General features: G+C 57.4%; 22 protein-coding genes. 17 read left to right on the forward strand and 5 right to left on the reverse strand.

Annotated elements, in window-relative coordinates:
- Nucleotides 1-109: 109 nt before the first annotated feature.
- From KDN35_RS13345 to yajC, 6 genes are all read left to right on the forward strand, one after another.
- Nucleotides 110-1357 (forward strand): helix-turn-helix domain-containing protein, encoded by a 1248-nt coding sequence (locus KDN35_RS13345; RefSeq protein WP_171565451.1) that lies wholly within the window; start codon nucleotides 110-112, stop codon nucleotides 1355-1357.
- Nucleotides 1358-1381: 24 nt separating this feature from the next.
- Nucleotides 1382-1525 carry a hypothetical protein gene (locus tag KDN35_RS13350; protein ID WP_171565450.1) on the forward strand — a complete coding sequence of 48 codons (144 nt, stop codon included), beginning with the start codon at nucleotides 1382-1384 and terminating at the stop codon, nucleotides 1523-1525.
- Nucleotides 1526-1798: 273 nt separating this feature from the next.
- Nucleotides 1799-3880 (forward strand): SpoIID/LytB domain-containing protein, encoded by a 2082-nt coding sequence (locus KDN35_RS13355; protein ID WP_171565449.1) that lies wholly within the window; start codon nucleotides 1799-1801, stop codon nucleotides 3878-3880.
- Nucleotides 3881-3922: 42 nt separating this feature from the next.
- Entirely contained in the window at nucleotides 3923-4951 is a 1029-nt protein-coding gene (gene queA, locus KDN35_RS13360; protein WP_171565448.1) for a tRNA preQ1(34) S-adenosylmethionine ribosyltransferase-isomerase QueA, read from the forward strand.
- A 96-nt stretch (nucleotides 4952-5047) separates the two neighbouring features.
- A complete protein-coding gene (gene tgt / locus KDN35_RS13365; RefSeq protein WP_212132924.1) occupies nucleotides 5048-6178 on the forward strand; it encodes a tRNA guanosine(34) transglycosylase Tgt in 1131 nt (376 codons plus the stop codon).
- A gap of 18 nt (nucleotides 6179-6196) precedes the next feature.
- On the forward strand, nucleotides 6197-6493 hold the full coding sequence (gene yajC / locus KDN35_RS13370) for a preprotein translocase subunit YajC (protein ID WP_171565446.1): 297 nt from the start codon (nucleotides 6197-6199) through the stop codon (nucleotides 6491-6493).
- Between the two features lie 133 nt (nucleotides 6494-6626).
- On the opposite strand, the gene KDN35_RS13375 is transcribed toward yajC, so the two are convergent.
- A complete protein-coding gene (locus tag KDN35_RS13375; protein ID WP_212132925.1) occupies nucleotides 6627-7001 on the reverse strand; it encodes a TIGR04086 family membrane protein in 375 nt (124 codons plus the stop codon).
- 131 nt (nucleotides 7002-7132) lie between these two features.
- Between KDN35_RS13375 and corA the strand changes: the two genes are divergently transcribed.
- Together corA and KDN35_RS13385 are read left to right on the forward strand one after the other, a co-directional pair.
- Nucleotides 7133-8110 (forward strand): magnesium/cobalt transporter CorA, encoded by a 978-nt coding sequence (corA, locus tag KDN35_RS13380; RefSeq protein WP_171565444.1) that lies wholly within the window; start codon nucleotides 7133-7135, stop codon nucleotides 8108-8110.
- Between the two features lie 95 nt (nucleotides 8111-8205).
- Nucleotides 8206-8919: a DUF421 domain-containing protein gene (locus KDN35_RS13385; protein ID WP_212132926.1), complete on the forward strand. Its 714-nt coding sequence runs from the start codon at nucleotides 8206-8208 to the stop codon at nucleotides 8917-8919.
- 27 nt (nucleotides 8920-8946) lie between these two features.
- Here the strand turns inward: KDN35_RS13385 and spoVB are convergent, their stop codons facing one another.
- A complete protein-coding gene (spoVB, locus tag KDN35_RS13390) occupies nucleotides 8947-10530 on the reverse strand; it encodes a stage V sporulation protein B (RefSeq protein ID WP_212132927.1) in 1584 nt (527 codons plus the stop codon).
- Between the two features lie 96 nt (nucleotides 10531-10626).
- On the opposite strand from spoVB, the gene KDN35_RS13395 reads away from it, so the two are divergent.
- The 9 genes from KDN35_RS13395 to KDN35_RS13435 all read left to right on the forward strand — a co-directional run bounded on the left by KDN35_RS13395 (nucleotide 10627) and on the right by KDN35_RS13435 (nucleotide 20687).
- A complete protein-coding gene (locus tag KDN35_RS13395; protein WP_171565441.1) occupies nucleotides 10627-10866 on the forward strand; it encodes a post-transcriptional regulator in 240 nt (79 codons plus the stop codon).
- A gap of 170 nt (nucleotides 10867-11036) precedes the next feature.
- A complete protein-coding gene (secD, locus tag KDN35_RS13400) occupies nucleotides 11037-12275 on the forward strand; it encodes a protein translocase subunit SecD (RefSeq protein WP_212132928.1) in 1239 nt (412 codons plus the stop codon).
- Nucleotides 12265-13197 (forward strand): protein translocase subunit SecF, encoded by a 933-nt coding sequence (gene secF / locus KDN35_RS13405; RefSeq protein WP_171565439.1) that lies wholly within the window; start codon nucleotides 12265-12267, stop codon nucleotides 13195-13197. The genes secD and secF overlap by 11 nt, the downstream gene beginning before the upstream one ends.
- Before the next feature lie 68 nt (nucleotides 13198-13265).
- Nucleotides 13266-14210, forward strand: a complete 945-nt coding sequence (locus tag KDN35_RS13410; RefSeq protein WP_212132929.1) for a cation diffusion facilitator family transporter — start codon at nucleotides 13266-13268, stop codon at nucleotides 14208-14210.
- Nucleotides 14211-14275: 65 nt separating this feature from the next.
- Nucleotides 14276-16633, forward strand: a complete 2358-nt coding sequence (recJ, locus tag KDN35_RS13415) for a single-stranded-DNA-specific exonuclease RecJ (protein ID WP_171565437.1) — start codon at nucleotides 14276-14278, stop codon at nucleotides 16631-16633.
- Nucleotides 16634-16646: 13 nt separating this feature from the next.
- Nucleotides 16647-17159: an adenine phosphoribosyltransferase gene (locus tag KDN35_RS13420; RefSeq protein ID WP_171565436.1), complete on the forward strand. Its 513-nt coding sequence runs from the start codon at nucleotides 16647-16649 to the stop codon at nucleotides 17157-17159.
- A gap of 258 nt (nucleotides 17160-17417) precedes the next feature.
- A complete protein-coding gene (locus KDN35_RS13425; protein WP_171565435.1) occupies nucleotides 17418-19589 on the forward strand; it encodes a RelA/SpoT family protein in 2172 nt (723 codons plus the stop codon).
- Nucleotides 19590-19638: 49 nt separating this feature from the next.
- Nucleotides 19639-20076 (forward strand): D-aminoacyl-tRNA deacylase, encoded by a 438-nt coding sequence (gene dtd / locus KDN35_RS13430; RefSeq protein WP_171565434.1) that lies wholly within the window; start codon nucleotides 19639-19641, stop codon nucleotides 20074-20076.
- Nucleotides 20077-20138: 62 nt separating this feature from the next.
- Nucleotides 20139-20687 (forward strand): short-chain dehydrogenase, encoded by a 549-nt coding sequence (locus KDN35_RS13435; RefSeq protein ID WP_212132930.1) that lies wholly within the window; start codon nucleotides 20139-20141, stop codon nucleotides 20685-20687.
- Between the two features lie 16 nt (nucleotides 20688-20703).
- Here KDN35_RS13435 and KDN35_RS13440 read toward each other — a convergent pair whose 3' ends face one another.
- The 3 genes from KDN35_RS13440 to KDN35_RS13450 form a co-directional block, all read right to left on the reverse strand.
- Nucleotides 20704-21657, reverse strand: a complete 954-nt coding sequence (locus tag KDN35_RS13440) for an alpha/beta fold hydrolase (protein WP_212132931.1) — start codon at nucleotides 21655-21657, stop codon at nucleotides 20704-20706.
- A gap of 94 nt (nucleotides 21658-21751) precedes the next feature.
- Nucleotides 21752-22552, reverse strand: a complete 801-nt coding sequence (locus tag KDN35_RS13445) for a TetR/AcrR family transcriptional regulator (protein WP_212132932.1) — start codon at nucleotides 22550-22552, stop codon at nucleotides 21752-21754.
- A gap of 160 nt (nucleotides 22553-22712) precedes the next feature.
- Nucleotides 22713-24560 carry an N-acetylmuramoyl-L-alanine amidase family protein gene (locus tag KDN35_RS13450; protein WP_230076727.1) on the reverse strand — a complete coding sequence of 616 codons (1848 nt, stop codon included), beginning with the start codon at nucleotides 24558-24560 and terminating at the stop codon, nucleotides 22713-22715.
- Between the last annotated feature and the right edge of the window lie 2 nt (nucleotides 24561-24562).

The following is a 24562-nucleotide window of genomic DNA, read 5'->3' on the forward strand; positions in this document are numbered from 1 at the left end:
CAGTAAAAATTCAACAAAATTAACAAAATATTTACAAAAATTATTTTTCATGGTACTCTGGCAACAGTATTTACAGATAATGGTTATATACTGTTTGGGGGGCGTACCAATGTCGTTTGCAGAGATGGTAAAGGAGTATCGCTATAAGGCGAACCTCTCGATAAGTGAATTGGCCGAGCTGACAGGTTTAAACAGAAGCGTACTGGCCCGGATTGAATCGGGAGAGACTAGGAGGCCCAGTTTTTCCACCTGTTGCAAAATCGCGTCCGCGCTCGACATCCCATATGATAAGATTATCTCGTTTTATTTGGGCGTTTCTGAGCGACCGGAGACGTTGAAAATGTTGTTGTCCGAGGCTGTCGTCCGTACCAATCGACACATTGTCCGAAAAACGGCTAACAAGTTGTTGGAAACGCCGAGGCTAAACACGTTTCTCGCGCTGGATTACATTCTTCAGCAAGCTCGGGAGTCTGAAAACGAGGAAATCAAGCTGGCTCTTTACAACGTGATGATCGAATGCACGAAAAAGCGGGGCATCCCTTTTTATTTGGCGAAGGGGTTGTTCGAGCGGTATTTGATCGAGCGCTACGACTTCTCCCGATTGGAGGAGACATATCGTAGAGGGAAAGAGCTGTTGGTGTACATCGAATATCTGCAGCCATCGGAGCGCATAATCGCGTATTACCGTTTGGGACTTCAAGCATATGCACTCAAATACTTCGACGATTGTATCCATCTGTGCAGGCAGGGCATTGCGGAAGACGTAACCGAAAGTGAGTTGAAGGCCTCTGCCCTGCTTGCAATTACTAACTCTTACATAAACATGGGGGACTGTATTCTTGCAGAGTTGTATTTGAAAAAGTATGTAAATAACCCATTTGCAAATGCTAATAGAACTAAATACTATCTTGCTCAGATTCATGTAAAAAAGGGGGAATTTTCTGAAGGAATTGCTGGATTCAAAGAATGTCTGGTAGAAGCGGAACGCGAATCACGTATTGCCATTGCCACTGATTTGTTGGAAGTGTACCAGCAAATTGGAGACCATGAGGGGATAGAAGATCTGATAAAAAAAGAGGAGCAATTTTTACCCCAACAGATAAATACACCAAAAAAAGTGGAACATTTAGCGTTGTATTATAAACAAAAAGGCCTGCATCAATTGGCAAACGAAATGTTCGAGGAAGGTATTGAAAATTTGATACAAAGCGCTTCGTATTATCAGAAATTAGGTGCCTTTGCCTACGTAAACGAATGCATTGGTTCTATTTTTGTAGCACATCGTCAATTCGGTAAAGTATTGTCTGAAGGAATTATGGAAATGTTGGAGAAATTGTGCCAACGTAATTGTAAGTAGGAATATAGATTGGAGGTAGACCTTATGAAGAAAATCTTCTCGGCAGTACTGATCACGATTGTAACGGTGGGTATGTTTACTCCGGCTTTTCCAATCCTGAAAGAACGTGTTTCAAATAGTCACCAAGGTGCCGTCATTACTATTCATGATGACGATCCGGGATATTAATTTTATAACCACCAAAAATAAGGTGGCGATGCCAGTTATTTCAAATCTAAATAGTTATAGAAGCAAATGTCTAGAACAACCGTACGGGTTTCCGATTAACAAAAGCCGACGTCCTTTATCCGACGTCGGCTTACTTCTTGTTTCCCGTAAAAATCCTCTTCCGGTTCCAAATTCGCAAACGGGGCAGGAAAAATCGCGATTTTGTCAAAAAACATGGGAGTTGATGCCATTTTTCGACGCGCAACAAAACATCGGAGAGGAAGGACGAGCGGCATGTGCAAGCGTTGGATGGGGAAAATCCTTACGGCCGGCCTGCTGTCGGCGACGCTTCTGACGGGACAGGTTCCCGTGGAAGCAGCCGACTCCAACATCAGGGTCGCGCTGTTTATTGATACTGGACAAGGATACCGCGGAGTGGTGCCGGCAGTGACGCTGACCAGCGGCACTGGATTGGAGGTAACGCTCAGTGGCAGCGAGGGAGCGGTAAAACTGCCTGCCTTGGGGGGAAATGCGGCGCGTTTTCGCACCGACGAATATCACCTGCTGGTGACGGAAACGAGTGACCTCAACCGGGCTCAGCAAGTGGCGCAGCAGCTCAGCCAGCGCAAGTGGGACGCTTCCATTCAGGCGGTCCAGCGGGGCGGACAGACGCTGTACCAGGTGGTCAGCGGCACGTATGACACGTATCAGGCGGCGGCAGCCCAGGCCCAAACAGTCGCTCAGGCAACCGGGCAGCAGTCGGCGGTCAAAGGACCGATGAGACTGGAAGCGGGCCGCTTCGGCAGTTGGCAGCAGGCGTTGGATGCACAGCAGGCGCTGGCTGGCGCAGGTCTTCCGGCGTACCCGGTGCTGGTGGCGGACAATGGCAAGCTGGAGTACGCCGTGTGGATCGGAGACGAAGTGAGCCAGGACGCTGTCCAGAGCCTGGCGCAAAAAGCGGCGGCGGCCAGACCCGGCTATTCCTACCGGGCAGCGGCGAGCCGTGCGTATGCGGTGCTGAAAAAGGACGTGTACGGTTCCGAGACCATATGGAAATACGCGTTCTCGCCGCAAGCCAGGCTGATCGTGGAGCCGAAAAAGGGAGGTGCCCTGCCGCTGATCGGCGTGGAGGAGCGGGACCAGCGCAAGTATCGGGGAAAAATCGAGCTGTCCGAGTACAACGGGCATCTGACGGTCGTGAATGAACTGCCGCTGGAGCAGTACTTGTACGGCGTGGTCGGATCAGAAATGGCTGCGGGCTGGCCGCTGGAAGCGCTCAAGACGCAGGCTGTCCTGGCCCGTACGAGGGCGATCAGCCAAGGGAACAAATACGGCGTGGCCAACGTATCTGACACTGTGTACGAGCAGGCGTACTACGGGTACGGGCGCGAGTCTGCCGACATCCGCCAGGCCGTCGACGAGACGGCAGGCGAAGTAATCAGGTACAGAGGAAAACTGGTTGAATCCCTGTACTATTCCAACGCAGGCGGCATGACCGCCGACGGCACGGAAGCGTGGGGCAATCCTGTTCCCTACCTTCGTCCCGTGCCCAGTGAAGACCGCGGACCGCTGGAAACGGCCAACCGCTGGTACTACGTGGCGCTGACGGACGGCACCCTGGGATATGTGCGCAGCGACCTCATCCGGCTGAACGGGGGCGTCAATCCTGTGGGATTGAAGCAGGCCGTGATCGCGACGGAGGGGACCAACCTGCGGTCCGGTCCCAGCACCACTTACCACCGCGTGCTCACCACGCTGCCCGCAGGGACGCAGGTGACGATCATCCGGGAGGAAGCGGAAGAAAATGCCTACGCTTGGACGCGCGGACCGTTTACAGGGCAAGAAGTGGCGGCGATGGTCAACGCCAGTCAGGACCGCAACAAAGCGCAGCGGGTCGGCGAAACAGTGGAGTCGCTTGTCGTCACCGAACGGGGGCCGTCGGGTCGTGTGCTGGAAATGGAGGCGAACGGCGTGACGCTCAAGGTGTCGTCGCCGGACGCGCACCGCTCCATATTCACACAGGGCGGCGGCAGTTTGCGCAGCACCAAGTTTGACGTGGAGGAAATGGGGACGTTTACGGTGTTGGGCGCGGACGGCAAACGGCGCGAGTACACGCGTGGCGGCAGCGTGGCGGTGCTCGGGGCTGACGGTTGGGAGTCGCCCTCGGCCAACGGCTACAGCGACCAGTTCCTGATTTACAGCGGTGATGGCGATTGGCGCACGCTCAGCAAGCAGCCGATGTTCCTGTTCCGCGGCTACGGCTTTGGCCACGGCCTCGGCGTATCTCAATACGGGGCGAAAGCGATGGCGGAAAACGGGTATGACTATAAACAAATCTTGCAACACTACTACCAGGATGTGACAATTGAGCGGTGATCCCGTCACGGCTCGTTGGACTGCAGATGAGGAGTCGGAATTGTGGACGTACAACTTTTTGATTTTGAACTGCCAGAGCGGCTGATTGCACAGCATCCCCTGAAGGATCGCACGGCGTCGCGACTGCTTGTCCTCGACAAGCGGACAGGGGAGCTGACACACCGCCGCTTTACGGATTTGGTGGAGTACCTGCGGCCGGGCGACGTGCTGGTGCTAAATGACAGCCGCGTGCTGCCCGCGCGCCTGATCGGCGAAAAGAGCGGAACGGGAGCGAAAATAGAAGTGCTCCTGCTCAAGTCGCTTGGCGGCGACCGCTGGGAGACACTGGTCAAGCCGGGCAAGCGGGTAAAGCCGGGGACGGAAGTGGTCTTTGGCGATGGACTGCTGCGCTGTGTCTGCGAAGAAGTGACGGAGACCGGCGGGCGCATTGTCCGTTTTCACTACGACGGGATTTTTTACGAGATACTGGACCAACTCGGCACCATGCCGCTGCCGCCGTACATCCACGAGCAGCTGGAAGACCAGGAGCGCTACCAGACCGTGTATGCCCGTGAACGGGGGTCGGCGGCCGCACCGACGGCAGGCCTTCATTTTACCGAGGAGTACCTGCGCCAGATCGCGGAAAAGGGCGTCGAGATTGCGTATGTCACGCTGCACGTCGGATTGGGCACGTTCCGCCCGGTCACCGCTGATGTCGTGGAAGAGCATGTGATGCACGCCGAGTATTACGAGATTCCGCCGGAGACCGCCGAGACGGTCAACCGGGCCAAGGCGGAAGGCAGGCGTGTGATTGCGGTCGGCACCACCGCCTGCCGGACGCTGGAGACGGTGGGCGGCATGCATGACGGCAGGCTGGCGGCCGGATCGGGCTGGACGGACATCTTCATCTATCCGGGTTACGAGTTCCGGATTATCGACGGCCTGTTGACCAACTTCCACCTGCCCAAGTCAACGCTGGTCATGCTGGTCAGCGCGCTGGCCGGCAGGGAAAACGTGCTGCGGGCATATCGGACTGCGATTGCCGAGGAATACCGCTTTTTCAGTTTCGGAGATGCCATGCTGATTTTGTAATGCCGGGGCTTGTCCCCCGGTTTTTCCTTGTGAAAAGCTGCCAGTTTCTATATAATAGGTGAGAATTACATCCAGAGTTTGAGGAGTGCACACAGATTGGCTGTACGCTACGAATTGATCAAAACCTGCAAGCAGACAGGGGCACGGCTCGGCAAGCTGCATACGCCGCACGGGACGATTGACACCCCTGTGTTCATGCCGGTGGGAACGCAAGCGACCGTCAAGGCGATGAGTCCGGAGGAACTGAAGGAGATCGGTGCCGGCATCATCCTGAGCAACACCTATCACCTGTTTCTTCGGCCCGGTCATGAAATTGTCCGGGAGGCAGGCGGTTTGCACGGTTTCATGAACTGGGATCGGGCGATTTTGACCGATTCCGGCGGATTTCAGGTGTTTAGCCTGAGCAATTTGCGCAAGATTACGGAAGAAGGCGTTTTCTTTCGCTCCCATCTGAACGGAGAAAAGCTGTTTATCGGACCGGAAGAAGCGACGCAGATACAAAATGCGCTCGGCGCCGACATCTTCATGGCGTTTGACGAGTGCGCGCCGTACCCGGCTGAATACGATTACGTGAAGCAGTCGATGGAGCGGACCACGCGCTGGGCGGAGCGCTGTCTGAAAGCCCACACCCGGCAGAATGACCAGGCGCTGTTTGGCATCGTGCAGGGAGGCATGTACAAGGATTTGCGCGAGCAGAGCGCCCGCGACCTTGTCTCGCTCGATTTCCCCGGGTACGCGGTCGGGGGATTGAGTGTCGGTGAACCGTTTTCATTAATGTACGAGGTGCTGGAGCATACGGTACCGCTGCTGCCGTCCAACAAGCCGCGCTACCTGATGGGCGTAGGTTCACCGGACGCGCTGATTGAGGGAGCGATTCGCGGCATCGACATGTTTGACTGTGTGCTGCCCACCCGCATTGCCCGCAACGGGACATGCATGACAAGCCAGGGGAGGCTGGTGATCCGCAACGCCAAGTACGCCCGCGACTTCACCCCGCTGGACCCGAACTGCGACTGCTACACCTGCAAAAACTACACGCGCGCCTACATCCGTCATCTGATCAAGGCAGACGAAATCTTTGGCGTCCGGCTCACCACGTATCACAACCTGTATTTTCTGGTAAAGCTGATGGAACAGGTGCGTCAGGCGATTGCCGAAGACCGGCTGCGCGATTTTCGCGATCAGTTTTTCGCTCAATACGGATTGAGTGAAGATAGATCTTTCTAAGAAAAAAGGAGGACAATCATGCAACAACTGCAAGGCTTTTTGCCCATTATCATCATGTTTGTGATCTTCTATTTTCTGCTGATCCGCCCGCAGCAGAAGCGGCAGAAACAGCGCAACGCCATGCTGGCTTCGCTGAAAAAGGGTGATAAAGTCGTAACCATCGGCGGTATCCACGGCACGATTCAGGATTTGACGGATGATACCGTCACGCTGCGAATTGCCCACAACGTCCACGTTACGTTTGACCGCGGTGCCGTTAACAACGTAGTCTCCGCCAGCGAACCGGCCGCGGAATCGAAGGAAGAGTCGAAATAAGTTTTCATCCACGCGAAAACATCCGGCTACCTCAATGGTGCCGGATGTTTTTTTGTTTGCTGCCTGTCGCATGCGGGGGAAAGACCGGGTGATACCCGCGGCTTCGGTCACGTAAAACCCTTCCGTAAATTGCTTAGTACCGCTTGGAAACGGAGTTGACGCCGAATATGCCGCCGACAGCTGCTGTCACAAACGCGCCCAGCAGGTACAACAGGGTGCTCCACTGCATGGCCGCATCAAAGCCCAAAAACCCGATCAACAGCACGAGCAGGAAGTAAGACAGACCGGTCAGCCCGCCGTAGTACCAGCCTTTTCCTCCGCAGCGCCGTCCTGTCACATAGCCGCCCAACAAGAGGCCCAGCGCGTTGATGGTGTAGGTGAAATACGGCAGGGTGCTTTCGCGTATGTTGGTAAAGGACAGCAGCAGGGCGGCCAGGAGAGCGCCCGTCAGCACCAGACCGAGCGTGTATAAGAGACCTGTAAATACCGAGGTGGTAGCACTCCGCACGGTTAACCCTCCTCACTGGTCAGTTTGTACCATCTATATGAGGGGCTTGGGCAGCGTATTCATCTTCGCGTTGAACATCGGAAGGAATTTTCGTATGATGGATGAGGAACCAGACGGGGGGTGAGGAATGCGTGATCAAGACTTACTTTTACAACCACTCGGAGCAGAAGATGTACCACGATGTCGACCTGAGCAAAAAGGACGAATGGCTGAAGTCACCGGAAGATTTGCTTTGGATTGACCTGTACGATGTGGGGAACAATGAACTTCAGTACATTGCCAAGATCTTTGATTTCCACCCGCTGGCGATTGAAGACTGTCTGCACGTCAGCCCGCGTGCCAAGGTAGACAAGTACGACGACTACTACTTTTTCGTGTTTCATGCGCTGCGCTACAACGAAGAGAGCGACGACGAAATCACCACGGTGGAACTGAACGTTTTTCTCGGTCCCAACTACATCGTGACGATTCACAAATCGCCAATGAACACGATCGGCCGAATCGCGGCCATGTGCCACCGGAACATCTCCTATCTGAACCGCGGCCCCGACTACCTGCTGTACGCGATCGTGGACGGCATCACCGACGAGTACTTCCCGATCATGGACAGGATCAGCGTGCGGATCGACGAGCTGGAAGACGAGATCTTCGAGCACAGGATGGAGGAGATCACGGAAGAGTTTCTGGCGCTGAAGCGAACGATAATTTTGATTCGTCGCGTGATATTGCCACAAAAGCGGATTTTCGCCAATGTCAATGGACGCTATTCGTTTGACATATCCGAGGAAAACGTTCCGTTCTACAGCGACCTGACGGATCACCTGGAGCGGATTGCCGACTCCACGGAGACGTTCCGCGACCTGGTCAACGGCGCGCTGGACACGTACTACACGATCATCAGCGCCAAGACTACCGAGACGATGCGCGTGCTGACGATCATCTCCACGATCATTCTGCCGCTGACGTTCATCACCGGCCTGTTTGGAATGAACACATTCAGTTGGCTGGGCCCGGGGGCGGAGCCGTACATGTTGATCATCGCCCTCGTCGTCATGATCGGCATGACCTTTGCCATGCTGCACATTTTCCGCAAGCGAAAGTGGCTGTAGCACAGCCGGGGTGCGTTTAGTCAAAATTGGCGCTTATACACGTACGGCCTCTCGCGGAGACTAACCACAAACTCTGCGTGGGGAGGCCGACGGAAATGGAAGATCTGACAATCGCGCTGATGCGCACCCTGTTTTCCTACTTCTTCCTTTTGGTTCTGCTGCGCCTCATGGGCAAGCGGGAATTGGGGAAACTGTCCGTATTTGACATCGTTATCTCCATCATGTTGGCAGAGATGGCAGTACTGGCGATTGAAGAGATCGACAAACAGGCGTTCCTGTTCTACGTCCCGATGCTGCTGATCGGACTGCTGGAAATCGGCATGGCGTATCTGTCGATGAAAAACAAGAAGTTTCGCGACGTGGTTGGCGGTTCGGCCGACTTAATCATAGAAAATGGCCAGATTCGTGAAGACGCGATGCGGCGCAACCGGCTCTCTTTTGACGACCTGATGGTTCACCTGCGGCAGAAGAACATCAAGAACCTGGCGGACGTGGAATTTGCCCTCATGGAACCGACCGGGCAGATGAGCGTCTTTCTCAAACAGTCGAAGCAGCCGCTGACCCGGGAAGACCTGAATCTACCGGACCCAAAGCCGCTGGGTGAGGTGACGTTTTCGGGCCTGCCGATCCCGCTGATCCTGGACGGACAGGTGCGGGAGGAGGCGCTGCGAAAAATCGGCCAGAACAAGCTGTGGCTGAAACGGGAAATCCGCAAGTACGGCATCAAGGACATCCGCGAAGTCTCGTTCTGCAGCATTGACGAGCGCGGGATCATCTATCTGGACACCAAGGACAAACGGCAGCGTTAACGTACCAAGGCGTCAGCGCCGTGGCAATCAGCGCCGCGGGAAAAAGATGGCCAATTGCTCGCCGATCCAGGGAATGCGCTGGACGTCCTGTTTGCCGAGAATCCGCATCGCCACGAGCAGCACCATGTACAAAAGCGTGCTGGCGGCAGAGCAGACGAGCAGCGGCAAGATGACCGTCGCGGTGTCGGCAAACCAGTGAGCAGCCATGTACGAACCGGCGTATCCCATCGCCACCATCGCCGCGCCGATCTTGCACAGCTCCAGCACGTTCACGGTAAAACCGATCACCTTGACCAGGCTGGCGAGGTGCAGGAGCGTGACCAACGTGATGTTGATGTTAAGCGCGATCACCGCTCCGTGAATGCCGAACGGGGGCTGAATCGTGAAGACAAACATCGCAACCGTCTTGACAACAGCGCCGATCAGCGTGTTGCGAAACACCACCTGTGCGTAATCAAGCCCTTGCAGCGCAGCCGCCAGCGGCGCCTGAAAAAAGAGGAAGACGGAAAACGGCGCCATCTCCTTCAACAGCAGTCCCACGTCCGGGTTTTTGTAAAGCAGCCCGCAGAGCGGTTCGGCAAAAATGTACAGCAGGACGGTACACGGTGCTCCGATGACGAGTGTAATCCGCATCGCCTGATAGATGCGCCGATGCACGAGTGGGGCATTTTTTTGATAGGACGCTTCCGCCACGGCAGGAACGAGCGAAACGGACAAGGAATAGGTTAAAAACGTGGGAAACAAGAGCAAAGGGACGGCCATCCCGGCGAATTGACCGTACTGGCTGGTCGCCACCGTCGTCGAGAGTCCGGACATCACCAGGGCAAACGGCACGATCATCGGCTCCAGCACATAGGCGATCGAGCCGACGATCCTGCTCAGGGTGACGGGCAGCGATACGCTGAACAACTGGCGCAGGCTTTCGCGGCTCTGAGAAAAAACAGTCAGCAGCGGCTGTTCCCAGATGCGGGCCGCCGTGTTGCGGCTGGAACGCCGGTACTGCCAGAGAATGTACATGAGGCCGGCCGCTTCGCCGAACACGATGCTGCCGACGGCGCCTGCGGTGGCGTATTGAATACCAAACGGCAGGAAGGCGAGCGTCATAACGACCACTGTCCCCATGCGGACCACTTGCTCCACCAACTGCGAGACGGCTGTCGGCGTCATGTTGTGTTTGCCTTGAAAATAGCCGCGCAGCACCAGCGAAATGCTGGCGATCGGGATGACCGGCACCGCGGCCAAGAGGACGATATCGGCCCGGGCATCGGCAAACAGCATTTGTGAGATGCGCCCGGACAGCGCAAGCAACAGCGCGCACAGGATCAGGCTGATACCCCCGGCGACCCCCAGCGCCAGCAGCAGGAACCGGCGGCTCTGCCGGCTGTCCTGAGCCGCCTCCGTTTCTGCTACCTGTTTGGCGATGGCGACGGGCAGTCCAAACGTGGTCACTGTGATGAGAAAGTACAGCAGGGGAACCACCATCTGGTACAAGCCCATCCCTTCCGCGCCGATCAATCGCGACAGGACGATGCGGTTGGCAAAGCCGAGCACCTTGGTCACGCCGCCCGCGATGATGAGGATGACCGTTCCATAAAAGAAAGACTGTCTCATGGCAGGCTCCTTTACCGCCCAAATTTCGTGAACAGTTCGTACTATAAGAATATGGACGTGCCGCTTGCGGCATGACTACTTTGAGGGGGAGAGCAGATGGACGAGCAGCGCAAACGGGAATGGTACGCACAGGTGGCCGGCCTGTGCGAAAGCAAGGCAGAGGAATTCGCCCTGCTCGGCTACGAAAACGTCACGGCGGAGGACGTCTGGGAGTGCGTCACAGCTGCATACAAGGACATTCCGCCCCTGCATCGCCTGGTCAACGACATCCTGTCGCTGAAACCGACCAAGTACATGAACTGGTTGATGCTGCAAATGTACAAGCAATCCCAGTGAAACTTTTCCCCTTGCCATTCGTAACAGTTGGCTGATGCGAAGAAAAGGGGATGGTTGCCATGGTGTTACTTTCCAGCAAAAATTGACACGTTTTTTTCCACTTCGCTATAATGGGCATATTGGTTTGCGTCTTCTGACCGAACCCTGGAAGGAAAGAGGGGTATTACTACATGATCAAATGGGGAAGATTCCTCCTGTTTTTGGTCGTTGTGGGCATGTTGGCCACGCTCATCACCACGACGACCCAGCAGGTGGCAGGCAACATCCGGCTTGGTTTGGACCTGCAGGGCGGCTTTGAGATTCTCTACGTCGTAGAGCCGCTGGAGCCAAACCAACAAGTGGATATGGAATTGTTGAAAGCGACCGCGGGCATGGTCGAAAAGCGGGTCAACATCGGGGGAGTGACGGAACCCGTGATTGAGACCGAGTTGCCCAACCGCATCCGCGTCAAGATTGCGTCGGAAAAGGCCAATCAGGACGAACTGCGCGAGTTGATCGGCAAACCGGCGGTGCTGGAGTTCCGCGACGAAAACGGCAACGTTCTGCTGCGCGGAAGCGACCTCGCCTCGGGCGGTGCGGGCGTCGGATACGACGATCTGAAACGTCCCGTCGTGACGTTGAAAATTTCCGACCCGAAAAAGCTGGAAGACATTACCCGGGCCAATCTGGGCAAACCGATGGCCATTTACCTGGACGACAACATGCTGACCAATCCGGTCATTCAAAACGTGATTACCGGCGGAAACGCCCAGATTTCCGGCAACTTCACCCAGGAGTCGGCGCAGGAACTGGCTGACATTCTCAACTCGGGTGCCCTGCCGGCAAAACTGATCGAGAAGCAGGTGACATCGGTCGGGGCGTCGCTCGGTACGCTGGCGCTGCAAAAAACGATTTACGCCGGCTACGTGGGTGCCGCGCTGATCATCGTGTTCATGCTGGTGGTGTACCGATTGCCCGGTCTGATCGCCAACATCACACTTGTCGCGTTTACCTACTTCTGTCTCGTCGTGCTTGACTGGATGGACGCGACGCTCACCCTGCCGGGGATCGCCGGTTTCATCCTCTCCGTCGGGATGGCGGTAGACGCCAACATTATTACCTACGAACGCATTCAGGAAGAAATTCGCTCCGGAAAGACGATCCTGTCTGCATTCCGTGCGGGGGAACGCCGTTCGTTGATCACGATCATCGACGCGCACGTGACCACGCTGATCGCGACAGCGGTGCTGTTCTACTTCGGGACAAGCTCCATCCAAGGGTTTGCGATCGTGCTGGCCATGACGCTGATCGTCAGCGTCATCACCAACGTGTTTGGTTCCCGCTTCCTGCTGTGGCTGCTCGTTCGTTCCAACATGATCAAGAAGCCGTTCTGGTTCGGGGTAAAGGAGAGTGAGATCGGTGAGCTCTAAACGACACGAAGATATTGTCAAGTTTGACATCGTCAAAAACCGGCGGAAATTTTTCCTCTTTTCCGGTATCATTCTCGTCCTGGGCCTGCTCGTCACACTGTTTATGGGCTTGAACCTGGGTGTCGACTTCAAAGCGGGGACCCGACTCGACATCTACATTGGGAAGGAGTTTAATCCATCCGACGTGGAACAGCTGATCAAGCAGCACGTGCCGGATACCGTCTTCACCCCTGTGACGCCCTATGGCGATCATCAGGCACAGACCCGTTTTGACCAGACAGTGGACGCCGAAAAGCTGAAATCGTTGGAAAAGGCGCTGAAGGAAAAGTACGGGCCGCAGGTAACCAAGCAGGAAGCGACGGTTGATCCGAGCATCGCCCGTGAACTGGTGCGAAAGGCGGCGATTGCCGTGTCGATTGCCGGCGTCGGGATCATCGTATACATCGCGATCCGTTTCCAACTGCTGTTTGGCATCGCCTGCATCATCGGTCTGATCCACGACGTGCTGGTTCCGATCGCGCTGTTCTCCGTGTTCCGGCTGGAAGTTGATTTGACGTTCATTGCGGCGATTTTGACAATTGTTGGTTATTCAATCAACGACACGATCGTAATTTTTGACCGGATTCGGGAAAACCTAAGAACGATGAAGTCCAAAACCGTGGAAGACCTGGAGCACCTGGTCAACGTCTCCCTGTGGCAGACGATGCGCCGCTCCATCTTTACGGTGGCGACGGTGTTCTTCACCGCCCTGGCGCTTGCCGCTCTGGGCAGTGAAAGCATCCGCAACTTCTCGCTGGCCCTGATTTTTGGTCTGGTGAGCGGGACGTATTCGTCCATCTTCATTGCCGCTCAGGTATGGGTGGCCCTGAAAGAACGGGAAATGAAAAAGAAGCGTTTTTCTCCGGCTCCGAATGAGGGCTGAGTGACGAAACCGCGGGGGAGCTTCCCCGCGGTTTTTTTCTCTCCACCATACTTCCCGCGAAAGGGGCGATGGCTGTGGATAACCGTTTGGCCAAGGCGCAGTTTGGCGCTTGGGTGGGAATTGTTGGCAACCTGGCGCTGGCCGCAGTCAAGCTGCTGATCGGCTGGCTGGCCAAATCGCAGGCGCTGATTGCCGATGCAGTCCATTCCGCCTCCGATGTGGTCGGGTCGGTGGCTGTCCTGATTGGACTAAGGGCCGCGGAGCGTCCGCCCGACGAAGATCACCCGTACGGACATGGAAAGGCGGAATCCGTGGCGGCGATCATCGTCTCCGTTCTGTTGGCGCTGGTCGGCGTAGAAATCGGCTCAGCGTCGGTCAAATCACTGTTCGCTCCGTTGGAACCGCCGGGCATGGCGGCCGCCTGGGCGGCTGTCGGCTCGATGATTGTCAAGGAGTGGATGTTTCGCTACAAGTATAATCTGGGCAAAAAGCTGAACAGCGCGTCGCTGATCGCCAACGCCTGGGAACACCGTTCCGACGTCTATTCCTCGTTCGCCGCGTTGATCGGGATTGGCGGTGCAATCCTCGGCGGCCGCTTTGAGATCTCCTGGCTTTTGTACCTGGACCCGATCGCCGGCATTTTCGTCTCTGCGCTGGTGTTGAAGATGGCCTACCGCATTTTGATGGAATCGATTCACAGCACGCTCGATCACGTGCTTCACGAAGAGGAGACGGTAGAGCTGCGCCGAGTCATCGAGGCAGTGCCCGGCGTGAAGCGGATTGATTCGTTTCGCGCGCGTGAACACGGCCACTACCAGATTGTCGACGTAAAGATCGGCGTCGATCCCCACATCACCGTGGAAGCGGGCCACCGGATCGCCAAACAGGTCAAGCGGGAACTGATGGATCAATTCTCTGCCGTACGCGACGTGTTTGTGCACGTCAACCCGTACGATCCCCGCCCCGAGGAAACACCGGTGAATGATCAGCCGCCACCGGACGATCAGGCGTAAGTGTTCGCCAGTTGTCAGTCTCCCGTCCTTTCCTCTATAATGAATGAGGATTGGAGGAAAGGCCTATGCTCAAAGCGAAAACACGCTGGCAACTGGCCGCGTATGACGAGATATTGGCGGACGAAATTGCCCGGGAATGCGGATTGTCTCCGCTGATCGCCAGGCTCCTGGTCATCCGTGGTATCGATTCGCCGCAGCGGGCGCGTGCCTTTCTCGAGCCAGGGCCGGAGTTGTTTCACCCCCCGTTTCTGCTTGACGGGATGGAAGAGAGCGTGCACCGGATTCGCCAGGCAATTGAGCGGAACGAACCGATTTGCATTTACGGCGACTACGACGCAGACGGTGTCAGTTCCACGTCGTTGATGGTTCATGTCATGCGCCAATTGGGCGCAGTGTTTGACTGCTACATTCCCAACCGCTTTACGGAAGGGTACGGTTTACATAAAGACGCACTGGCCCACCTCAAGGAAAGCGGTTACAAGTTGATTGTCACCGTTGACACCGGCATCAGCGCGGTGGAGCAGGTGGCATTTGCCAACCAACTGGGTCTGGATGTTATCGTGACGGATCACCACGAACCTCCGGCAGTGTTACCGGAGGCATTTGCCGTGATCAACCCGAAAAAGCCGGGCTGCCCGTATCCGTTTGACATGCTGGCCGGCGTTGGGGTGGCGTTCAAGCTGGCCCATGCACTGCTGGGAGAGCCGCCGCTGCATCTGGCTGATCTCGCCGCGCTGGGCACGATCGCCGACCTCGTCCCGTTGGTGGATGAAAATCGGGTTCTCGCCCGTATCGGGCTGCAGCGGCTCAATCATACACGCAACATCGGACTGCAGGCGTTGATTCGCGTTTGCGGCCTGACGGACAGCGAATTGACCGCGGGCCACGTCGGCTTTGCCCTCGGACCTCGTCTCAACGCAGGCGGGCGGCTGGAGACGGCCGAAGCGGCCGTGAAATTGTTGACGACGCAGGACCCTGAGGAAGCAGAGCAATGTGCCCGGATTCTGGATAACCTTAACCGTGAGCGGCAGGAACTGGTGCAGGCCATCACCGACGAGGCCGTGCAGATGGTGAGCGAGCAGTTTCCCCTGGAGGAAAATCGCGTGCTCGTTCTCGCCAAGGAAGGCTGGAACGTCGGGGTGGTCGGCATCGTCGCTTCCCGGCTGGTGGAGATGTTTTACCGGCCGACAATCGTGCTTGGAATTGATCGGGAAAAAGGAACGGCCAAAGGTTCCGCCCGCAGCATTGCCGGTTTCGACATGTACGAAGCGCTGACGGCGTGCAAAGAGTGGCTGCCCCACTACGGCGGTCACACAATGGCGGCTGGCATGACACTGCCGATCGAGAATCTCGAACCGCTGCGCCAACAGCTTAACCGGCTGGCCGCCGAGTGGTTGACGGACGAAGACTTCGTGCCGCTGACCAAGGCGGATGTCACCTTGGACCTCGCGGAAATCAGTCTCGACACGGCGGAGCAGTTGGAACAGCTGGCGCCGTTTGGGATGGGCAACCCCACGCCGCTGGTGCTGGTGCGGGATGTGGAGACGTCCGGCATGCGCACGATCGGCCGAGACGACAGCCATTTGAAATGCTCGCTCTGCAAGGATGGCGGCAGCGTGGATGCCATTGGCTTCAACTGGGCCCATGTCGTCAGCGAAGTGACGCCAAAAGCGCGGTTTGACGTATTGGCGGAGCTGTCTGTCAACGAGTGGAACGGCCATCGCAAGCCGCAGCTGACGATTCGCGATCTCGCCGTGCCGCACAGACAGGTTTTTGACTGGAGGGGGTGCCGCGACAAACAGGAACGGTGGCGGCAGTTGGCCGCCCGGCATGAGATGCTGACCATTCTGTTCCGGCGGGAAAGCTACGATGAGCTGGCCGCTGGATTGGCCGCGGCGGGGCAGCCGGAAAGGCTCCTCGTTGTCGCAGATGAGGCGTGGGACGGTCATCTGCCGGCCGTGCCGACAGTCGTGCTCTACGATCTGCCGAAGCGGCGATACGATCTGACCAGAGTGCTGGCCCGCCTCGAACAGGCGGAGCGGATCTACTGTCTGTTCGGCGATCCCGATCTGGGGGCGGAGCGGCTGTCCTGTCCGGGACGTGAGCAGTTCAAGGCGCTGTACCAGTTTTTGCTACAGGTCCCCTGCGTCCAGCGGATACATCTGGACGCCCTGGCCCGTCGGTTGAAGCTGAAGCGGGATGTCTTGGACGGCATGCTGGCCGTGTTTGCGGAGCTGGAGTTTATCCGCTCGGACGAAGAGAGCTTCCGCCTGCAGCCGGATGCGGCGAAACGGCCGCTGGATGACTCCCGCTACTATGCGGAGTGGAAGGAAGAGGCGGAACTGGCGACAGAACTCCTGCTTTCCTCATATGACTCTTTGATTCACCATTTTCAACAACAGGTGGAGACTGTCACCTGGTAGGAGGAATTGTTTCATGGACTTTAGATCATACATTCGCGTGATTCCTGATTTCCCGCAGCCGGGCATCCGCTTCAAGGATATTACCACCCTGCTGAAAGACGGGGCTGCCTACAAGGCGGCGATTGACGAATTGGCCCAATTTGCCCGCGAATTGCAGGCAGACGTGATTGCCGGACCGGAAGCGCGCGGTTTTGTCGTGGGCGCTCCGCTCGCCTATACGCTGGGCCTGGGCTTTGTGCCGATTCGCAAATCCGGCAAGCTGCCGTACAAGTCGATCAAGGCGGACTACAGCCTGGAGTACGGCAAGGACGCGCTGGCTGTACACGTCGATGCCATTCAGCCCGGGCAGCGCGTGCTGATTGCAGACGACCTGCTGGCAACCGGCGGAACGATTACTACCACGATCAACCTGGTTGAACAGTTGGGCGGCAAAGTTGTCGGCGCTGCCTTCTTCATCGAGCTGACCTATCTGGACGGACGCCAAAAACTGGGCGACATCCCTGTCAAGTCACTGGTTCAATACTAGCAAGCGTGGCTCTCTGTCCCTCGCAGCGGACGGAGAGCTTTTTTCTTGGCGACAAGGGCGCAACAGCTGTGCTGTCCAATTGTGACCCTTTTCACGGTTCCTTCATACTTTGCGGGGAAATCACTTTACAAGGCAAACGACATACAAGATAATAGTATGAAATAGACATGTTGTATTAATTCCACCCTTACAACGAGATGGAACAGGTGAACCGGCTTCGTGGGAAGTTTCTGTATGAGAGGATAAGGGAAGGGAACTATGAGCACCGGCGTGGAAGAAGTACTGAATAAAGCAAGCAGCTATTTGTCCCAAACCGATATGGATCTGATTACGCGCGCCTACCGCCTGGCGGAGAAAGCGCATGAAGGTCAGGTGCGCAAATCGGGTGTCCCGTACATCATGCATCCGATAGCCGTCGCGGGGATTCTCGCCAACCTGCACATGGACGCAGTGACGATCGCCGCCGGCTTTTTGCATGACGTCGTGGAAGATACCGACGTTACGCTGGATCGCATTCGTGAAGAGTTCGGTTCGGAAGTAGCGCTGTTGGTCGACGGCGTGACCAAGTTGGAGAAAATCAAATACAAGTCCAAAGAGGAACAGTTGGCGGAAAACCACCGCAAGATGCTGGTCGCAATGGCCCAGGACATCCGGGTCATCATGATCAAGCTGGCCGACCGCCTGCACAACATGCGGACGCTGCGCCACATGTCCGAGGAAAAACAGCGGGAAATTTCCGACGAAACACTGGAAATCTTTGCACCGCTGGCTCACCGGCTGGGGATTGCTTCGGTCAAGTGGGAGCTGGAGGATACGGCCCTGCGCTACCTGAATCCGCAGCAGTATTACCGCATCGTCAACCTGATGCAGAAAAAGCGGGCCGAGCGGGAGGCGTACATCAACGAGGCCGCCGAGATGATCAAGGAGAAGCTGAAAGAGCTGAACATCGAGGCGGAGATTTCCGGCCGGCCGAAGCACATTTACAGCATCTACAAGAAGATGACCAAGAAAAACAAGCAGTTTAACGAGATTTACGACCTGCTTGCGCTGCGTATCATCGTCAACGACATCCGCGACTGCTACGCGGTGCTGGGCATCGTTCACACGCTGTGGAAGCCGATGCCGGGCCGCTTCAAGGACTATATCGCGATGCCCAAGGCCAACATGTACCAATCCCTGCACACCACTGTGATTGGGCCAAAAGGGGAACCGCTGGAAGTGCAGATCCGCACCTGGGAGATGCACCGGACGGCGGAGATCGGGATCGCCGCCCACTGGGCTTACAAGGAAGGCAAAAGCATCGTGCAGGGCTCGTTTGCCGAAAAGCTGGGCAATCTGCGCGAGATCATCCAGGGGGGGTCCGAGGAGGCGCCCAACGCTCAGGAATTCATGGAGTCGCTGAAGCAGGACTTGTTCTCCGACACGGTGTTCGTCTTTACACCAAAAGGAGACGTAGTGGAACTGCCCAAAGGGTCCGTGCCGCTGGACTTTGCCTACCGGATTCACTCGGCGGTCGGCAACCGCACTATCGGCGCCAAGGTCAACGGCAAGATCGTCCCGTTGGACTACGCGCTGAAAACGGGTGACATCGTCGAAATTCTCACCTCCAAGCATTCCTACGGCCCCAGCCAGGATTGGCTGAAAATTGCCAAGTCAGCCCACGCTCGCAACAAGATCAAGCAGTGGTTTAAAAAGGAGAAGCGGGAAGAAAACGTCGCCAAAGGGCAGCAGATGGTGGAGGCGGAGATCAAGGCACGCGGTTACGACGTAAAAGAGGTGATGACCGAAGCCAACCTGAAAGAGGCGGCGGCACGCTTCAACTTCCAGGGGCACGAGGACATGTTCGCTGCGGTCGGCTACGGCGGCATCACCGCCGCACAGATCGTCACCCGGCTGATCGACAAGGTGCGGCGGGAGCGGGAGGAACAGAACCCGCCCGCACCGGAGTACAAACCGAGTCCGTCCCCGCAGATCGCACGCAGCGAATCGGGCGTAAAAGTGCGCGGCGTAGACAACCTGCTGGTGCGGATATCGCGATGTTGCACGCCCATTCCGGGCGATCAGATCATCGGCTTCGTCACTCGCGGCCGGGGCGTATCGGTTCACCGGCGTGACTGTCCCAACGTATTGACGGAAGAGTGCCTGGAGCGGCTGATCGACGTGGAGTGGGATGCCGACGCCAAGCACAACTACAACGTGGACATCGAAATCACCGGTCAGGATCGCAGCGGCCTGCTCAATGATGTGCTGCAGGTCGTGGCGGAGACCAAGACCAACATCGCCGCAGTCAGCGGCAAAGCGGACAAAAACCGTCTCGCTACCATCCACATGACGATTACGATAAGCAATGTGGCCCACCTGCAAAAAGTGGTGGAGCGAATCAAAAGCATCAAAGACATTTATTCCGTGCGGCGGATTTTAAGCACCTGATCGCGAGAGATTGGGTGCTCTTCATTTGAGAGAGAAGGGAGAATCATGCATGCGCGTAGTGGTACAGCGCTCCAAGGAAGCAAGCGTTACAGTAGGGGGAGAGATCGTCGGACAGATTGAGCACGGGCTTGTGCTCCTGGTCGGCATTACCCATGAGGATACCGAACAGGACGTGGAGTTTGTCGCCGAAAAAATCGCCCACCTGCGCATTTTTGAAGACAGCGAGGGAAAAATGAACCACTCTGTACTGGAGCAAAAGGGACAGATTTTGTCCGTCTCCCAGTTTACCCTCTATGGAGATTGCCGCAAGGGCAGGCGGCCCAACTTCATGGCGGCGGCCCGCCCCGAACAGGCGGAACCGCTGTACGAACTGTTCAACGACAAGCTGCGGGAAAAAGGGCTGCATGTGGAGACAGGCCGGTTTGGTGCGATGATGGAAGTGCGGCTGGTCAACGACGGCCCCGTCACGCTGATCGTGGAATCGTGACTTCCACGGCGGAAGGTCCGGGTTAATCGCGAAGCGTACGGGAATCGGAGAGGGGGATGGCGATGGGACGTGAAGCGTTGGTAATCGGCGGAAGCGGCATGCTGGCCGGGGTCTCGCTGTGGCTGCAGGAAGCGGGATACCATGTGGCCGTGATTGGGCGAGACCGGAAGAAGCTGCAGGCCCTGGTGGAGCGATCCGGCAGGCCGGAGGGGTTCTCCCTGCTGCCGGTCGATTATCACCAGACGGACCGGTTTCGGGAAGTGGTCGCGTCATTGGTTCGCGAGCGGGGCGGAATCGATCTGGTGGTAGCCTGGATTCACTCGACCGCTCCCCACGCGCTCCCGGCGGTTCAGCAGGAACTGTCGGCGCAACGCAGGACATGGCGGCTGTTTCACGTCTGCGGCAGCCGTGCCTACAAGGAACCGCCCCGCGTCGCCGACGTGCCCAACTGTTTGTACCGGCGGATTCTGCTCGGGTTTCGGCTGCAGGGAGACGATTCCCGCTGGCTGACCAACGAGGAGATCACCGTTGGCGTCTGTGCGGCGATCCAGGACGACCGGCCGTTCACGGTCGTCGGCCAGGTGGAGCCGTGGGACAGGCGGCCGGTCTGAGAAAACGAAGCCGAGCCTAGCTCGGCTGTTTGTGTTTCAATACCATGTGCACAGCTTCCACCACGGCATCCGGACGCACATCCGGGATCATGTGGCCGGTGCCGGGGAGCACCACCAACCGGGAGTGGCCGATCTCCCGATGCAGGCGGCCGGCTTGCAGCTCGGGGTGGAACGGATCTGCATCGCCGACGACGATCACGACCGGCGTGCAAATCTCGGCGTATTGCGGCTCCCACTGCGGGACCGTACGGACGTAGGCCAAAATGTCTTCGCGGTTGGCCCTCAACTGACCCGGTCTCGACCACAAGGCTCGGGCCTGTTCCAGGTAGCCCGGCGGCACTGGGTCAGGAGAAAATGTCGCCGTGACCATCGGTTTGGTGAGCAGCCGTGCCAACGGCGGAAGCACGGTGTTGGCCAGCAATTCGCCCAGCCAGGGAACGCGCAGCAGTCGGCCAATCAAAAGGTCCGCCGTTCCGGCCGGATAGGCGTCACCCGCGTAGGCCCCCGGTGCCAGGAGTACGAGACCGGCGATCTCGTCGGGATAGGTCAAAGCATAGGAAAGCGCGAGCGACCCGCTCCACGAATGGGCCACCAGAATGGGGGATTTCACCTGAAGGACGGAAAGCGCCTCCCGCAGCAGGCGGGCCTGAACTGCCGGCGTCGACATGTCCCGCCGGGGCCGCTCGCTGTAGCCGTAGCCTGGCCGGTCAAACGCGATGGCCCGGAAGCCTGCTTCTGCGGCCAATTCCAATACCCCGGCGTAATCGCAGGCGGAGAGCATTCCGCCGTGCAGCAGCACGACCGGTTGTCCCGCCCCCTGACAGACGTAGTGCAGGCGCAGTCCTTCCACCGTGACGAATGATCCGCGAGGAGGAAAGGCCATTTGGGCGCGGCGTACCTTCCGGTGGTTGTGCGCATGAAGCGCCACCATGACTGCTGTCGCCCCCGCGATCGCATAGATCTCCATCATCTCCATCATCCCTTTCTATTCGTTTTACATACGTAAACGTATGAGAATAACGTACCAATAAGTATGTGGTTGCTGAAAAAAACCCGTTTGCCTTTCAAACGGGTGCAGTGGCGTCGTCCACCGAGGGCTGCAGGCCTTCCCAGAGGACTCTCGACAGCTCGGGCACCACCTGCTCAAAGCGGATGCGGTCCGGGTCAATCAGCCAGCCCAAGATCAGGCCGTTGATTAACGCCTGGAACAGAACTGCCAAGGAGTCCGGGGCGACATCGCGTTTAACGACGCCGCTTTCCTGCAGCTGCGCGAGGACGCCGCTGACGCCGTCGATGATTTTTCCGTACGCGTCCCGCAGAACTTCGCCGACCGCCGGATCACGGCTGGCGGTGACAAATTCGAAAAACAGCATCGGATTGCCCTGACCCTCTTCCACGCAGGCAAATTGCGACTGCAGCAAACGGGCGAGCCCCTGTGCGGGAACAGCCGAATTGAGGGCGGAACCCGCCTGTTGGGTAAGCATCTTGAGCTGCTGCGTGAGGTTTTTCTCGCACAAGGCGGCGAACAGATCGCTTTTGCTAGAAAAGTGCCAGTAGACGGCTCCCTTTGTCATCCCGGCGTCGGCGGCCACCTGTTCCAACGATGCTCCGGCATACCCCAGTCGGGCGAATACGCGGGCGGCAGCATCCAAAATGCGCGTCCGCGTATCGGCCAGTGACGGCACGTTGTCTTCCTGCTGTTGGGCCAGCCAGGCTCTCATCTCCTGCTTGCTGCCGAAGTGGCGTCTCACCGCTGTCCAGTGGACGCCGGCCGCTTTCGCCACATCGGCGAAACTGATTCTGTCAAAAGGGTGGCGGGCGGCCAACCGTCGGGCCGCTTCCATGATTCGTTCGCGTGTCGTCATCGTATCTCTCCGACCATGTATTCATTCCATACTGATGAGTATGTCTTCAGCATAACGGTTGCATGAAATGGATGTCAAGGAAATGGTTTCCTTGCATCGCGGACGAACGAAAAACCCCCTTGCCGTTTTCTCCATGGAAAACGGACAAGGGGTCTTACGCTTATCCTCCCTGAACGTTTTGGGAGGCGAAGTACTGCAGAATGCCTTTGTACAGCCCTTCGGCGGCCAAATCCTGTTGTTTTTCGGAACGCAGCCGCATCTCTTCGTTGTAGTTGGAGAGGAAACCGATCTCTGCCAGAATGGACGGAATCGGATTCTCCCGCAGGACGTAGTAGTTGCCGAACCTGGACTGCAGGTCCTTGTAGTTGGTCGCCTTGACGATTTCGCTTTGCACCAGCGAGGCGAGCTTGCTCGAATTGCCCTGGTTGTAATAAAAGACGATCGTGCCGTTTGTCTGCGAGTTGGGATGGGTGTTGTGGTGAATGCTGACGAAAATGTCCGCATTGTTCTGCACGGCAATGTCCACGCGCTGCTGCAGCGTGAGCTTGCGGTCGTCACTGCGGGTCATGATCACCTTGGCGCCGGCTGCTTCCAGCTTGTTTTTCAGCAGCAGCCCCACCTGCAGGTTGACCGTCTTTTCCTGTGTGGAAAAGCTGGAACCGGTCGCTCCCGTGTCGTTGCCGCCGTGGCCGGGGTCGACCACGATCACCTTGCCGACCAGTTCATTGCCCTTGATGACGGGAGGCATGCCCTGCGGAGACACCAGCCATCCGGCGACGTAGCCTGTCGAACCGTCGCTCAAGGTGATTTGGAACCAGTCTCCTTCTTTTTTCACGATCGCGTATTTTTCCCCGGTCTGTACCCGTTTGATGATGTCGTACTGGGTGCCGGGACCGGAGCGAATGTTGGTGTCCGGATTTAATATGGTGACGTGCGGACCGGACATGGCCGGTTGCTGCACGCTGATGAGCCAGCCGGCCACCCAGCCGGTTTTGCCGTCCGGCGTCTGGACGCGGTACCAATCGCCCTGCTGTTCCAGAATGGTCAGCGTGGTCCCCAGCTTTAACGTTCCCAGGATGGGACTGTTCGTGCTGGGCTGGCCGCGCAGGTTGAGACCGTCTGTCTGGACCGTGGCAGTCCGCTTTGCGGGAGATTGCGGCTGGCCGGAGCTGGGCGCACCGGCGTTCGGAGCAGGCTGCGGCGGATTCGGATTTGGCTGGCCGCTGCCGGCTGGAGCCGGAGTCTGGCCCGTTCCCTGTTTGGGTATCCAGGCGTTGACGCCGTTGTAGGGAAACTGGATCCACCCGTTTTGTTCCGTCAAAACGGTGATGATCTCGCCGTTGTGGAGCTGTCCGATGGCTGGCTGCGCGTAGTCCGGTACGGGGTAGACGTACGGCGCGTAGTCCAGGATCAGCTCGCGCCCCTGCTGATTTGTCTGTCCGGCGGGAGACGTCGCCGGCGTGCTGCCGTTAGCTTGTCCGCCGCTAACGCCGCCGGGCGCCGTCGTCCCTTGATCGGCAGCGCGGTGCTCAGTGACCAGCCAGCTGGCCACCCACCCTTTTTTCTGTGAGGGCAGCTCAATCATCAGCCAATCCCCACTGCGCTGCACGATCGGATAGCGCGTACCCGGATTAATGGTCTGAATGACGGAATACGTCAGGCCGGGACCAGTACGCACGTTGAGGTTGGTCGTTTGGCTCTCCGCCAGCAGTCCTGTGTTCGCTTGGGCTGTCGGTTTGACCAGCCAGCCGGCCACCCAGCCGGTGCGGCCGTCGGGAAGCCGGACGTTCAGCCACTCGCCTTGCTCGGCAAGGACCGGCAGGACGCTGTTGACGGGCAGCGTGGTAAGCACCTGATCCTGCAGGCTTGGCCCGGATCGAACGTTCAGCTTGTCCACGCTGACCTGGACGGAACTCTCCGCCTTTGCGGCCGATACGGGAAGCGATACGATGCAGACCGCCGCCATAATGGTCCGCAGAATCTTTTGTTGCTGAAACACGTCAGACATCC

This window comes from Brevibacillus sp. NL20B1, from assembly GCF_018195675.1.
Lineage (GTDB): Bacteria > Bacillota > Bacilli > Brevibacillales > Brevibacillaceae > Brevibacillus > Brevibacillus aydinogluensis.

What these genes read in the sequence shown, in the direction of transcription:
- KDN35_RS13345 (WP_171565451.1), top strand. Translation starts at nt 110, where the DNA reads ATGTCGTTTGCAGAGATGGTAAAGGAGTATCGCTATAAGGCGAACCTC.
- KDN35_RS13350 (WP_171565450.1), top strand. Translation starts at nt 1,382, where the DNA reads ATGAAGAAAATCTTCTCGGCAGTACTGATCACGATTGTAACGGTGGGT.
- KDN35_RS13355 (WP_171565449.1), top strand. Translation starts at nt 1,799, where the DNA reads ATGTGCAAGCGTTGGATGGGGAAAATCCTTACGGCCGGCCTGCTGTCG.
- yajC (WP_171565446.1), top strand. Translation starts at nt 6,197, where the DNA reads ATGCAACAACTGCAAGGCTTTTTGCCCATTATCATCATGTTTGTGATC.
- KDN35_RS13385 (WP_212132926.1), top strand. Translation starts at nt 8,206, where the DNA reads ATGGAAGATCTGACAATCGCGCTGATGCGCACCCTGTTTTCCTACTTC.
- spoVB (WP_212132927.1), bottom strand. Translation starts at nt 10,530, where the DNA reads ATGAGACAGTCTTTCTTTTATGGAACGGTCATCCTCATCATCGCGGGC.
- KDN35_RS13395 (WP_171565441.1), top strand. Translation starts at nt 10,627, where the DNA reads ATGGACGAGCAGCGCAAACGGGAATGGTACGCACAGGTGGCCGGCCTG.
- secD (WP_212132928.1), top strand. Translation starts at nt 11,037, where the DNA reads ATGATCAAATGGGGAAGATTCCTCCTGTTTTTGGTCGTTGTGGGCATG.
- KDN35_RS13410 (WP_212132929.1), top strand. Translation starts at nt 13,266, where the DNA reads ATGGCTGTGGATAACCGTTTGGCCAAGGCGCAGTTTGGCGCTTGGGTG.
- recJ (WP_171565437.1), top strand. Translation starts at nt 14,276, where the DNA reads ATGCTCAAAGCGAAAACACGCTGGCAACTGGCCGCGTATGACGAGATA.
- KDN35_RS13420 (WP_171565436.1), top strand. Translation starts at nt 16,647, where the DNA reads ATGGACTTTAGATCATACATTCGCGTGATTCCTGATTTCCCGCAGCCG.
- KDN35_RS13425 (WP_171565435.1), top strand. Translation starts at nt 17,418, where the DNA reads ATGAGCACCGGCGTGGAAGAAGTACTGAATAAAGCAAGCAGCTATTTG.
- dtd (WP_171565434.1), top strand. Translation starts at nt 19,639, where the DNA reads ATGCGCGTAGTGGTACAGCGCTCCAAGGAAGCAAGCGTTACAGTAGGG.
- KDN35_RS13435 (WP_212132930.1), top strand. Translation starts at nt 20,139, where the DNA reads ATGGGACGTGAAGCGTTGGTAATCGGCGGAAGCGGCATGCTGGCCGGG.
- KDN35_RS13440 (WP_212132931.1), bottom strand. Translation starts at nt 21,657, where the DNA reads ATGATGGAGATCTATGCGATCGCGGGGGCGACAGCAGTCATGGTGGCG.
- KDN35_RS13445 (WP_212132932.1), bottom strand. Translation starts at nt 22,552, where the DNA reads ATGACGACACGCGAACGAATCATGGAAGCGGCCCGACGGTTGGCCGCC.
- KDN35_RS13450 (WP_230076727.1), bottom strand. Translation starts at nt 24,560, where the DNA reads ATGTCTGACGTGTTTCAGCAACAAAAGATTCTGCGGACCATTATGGCG.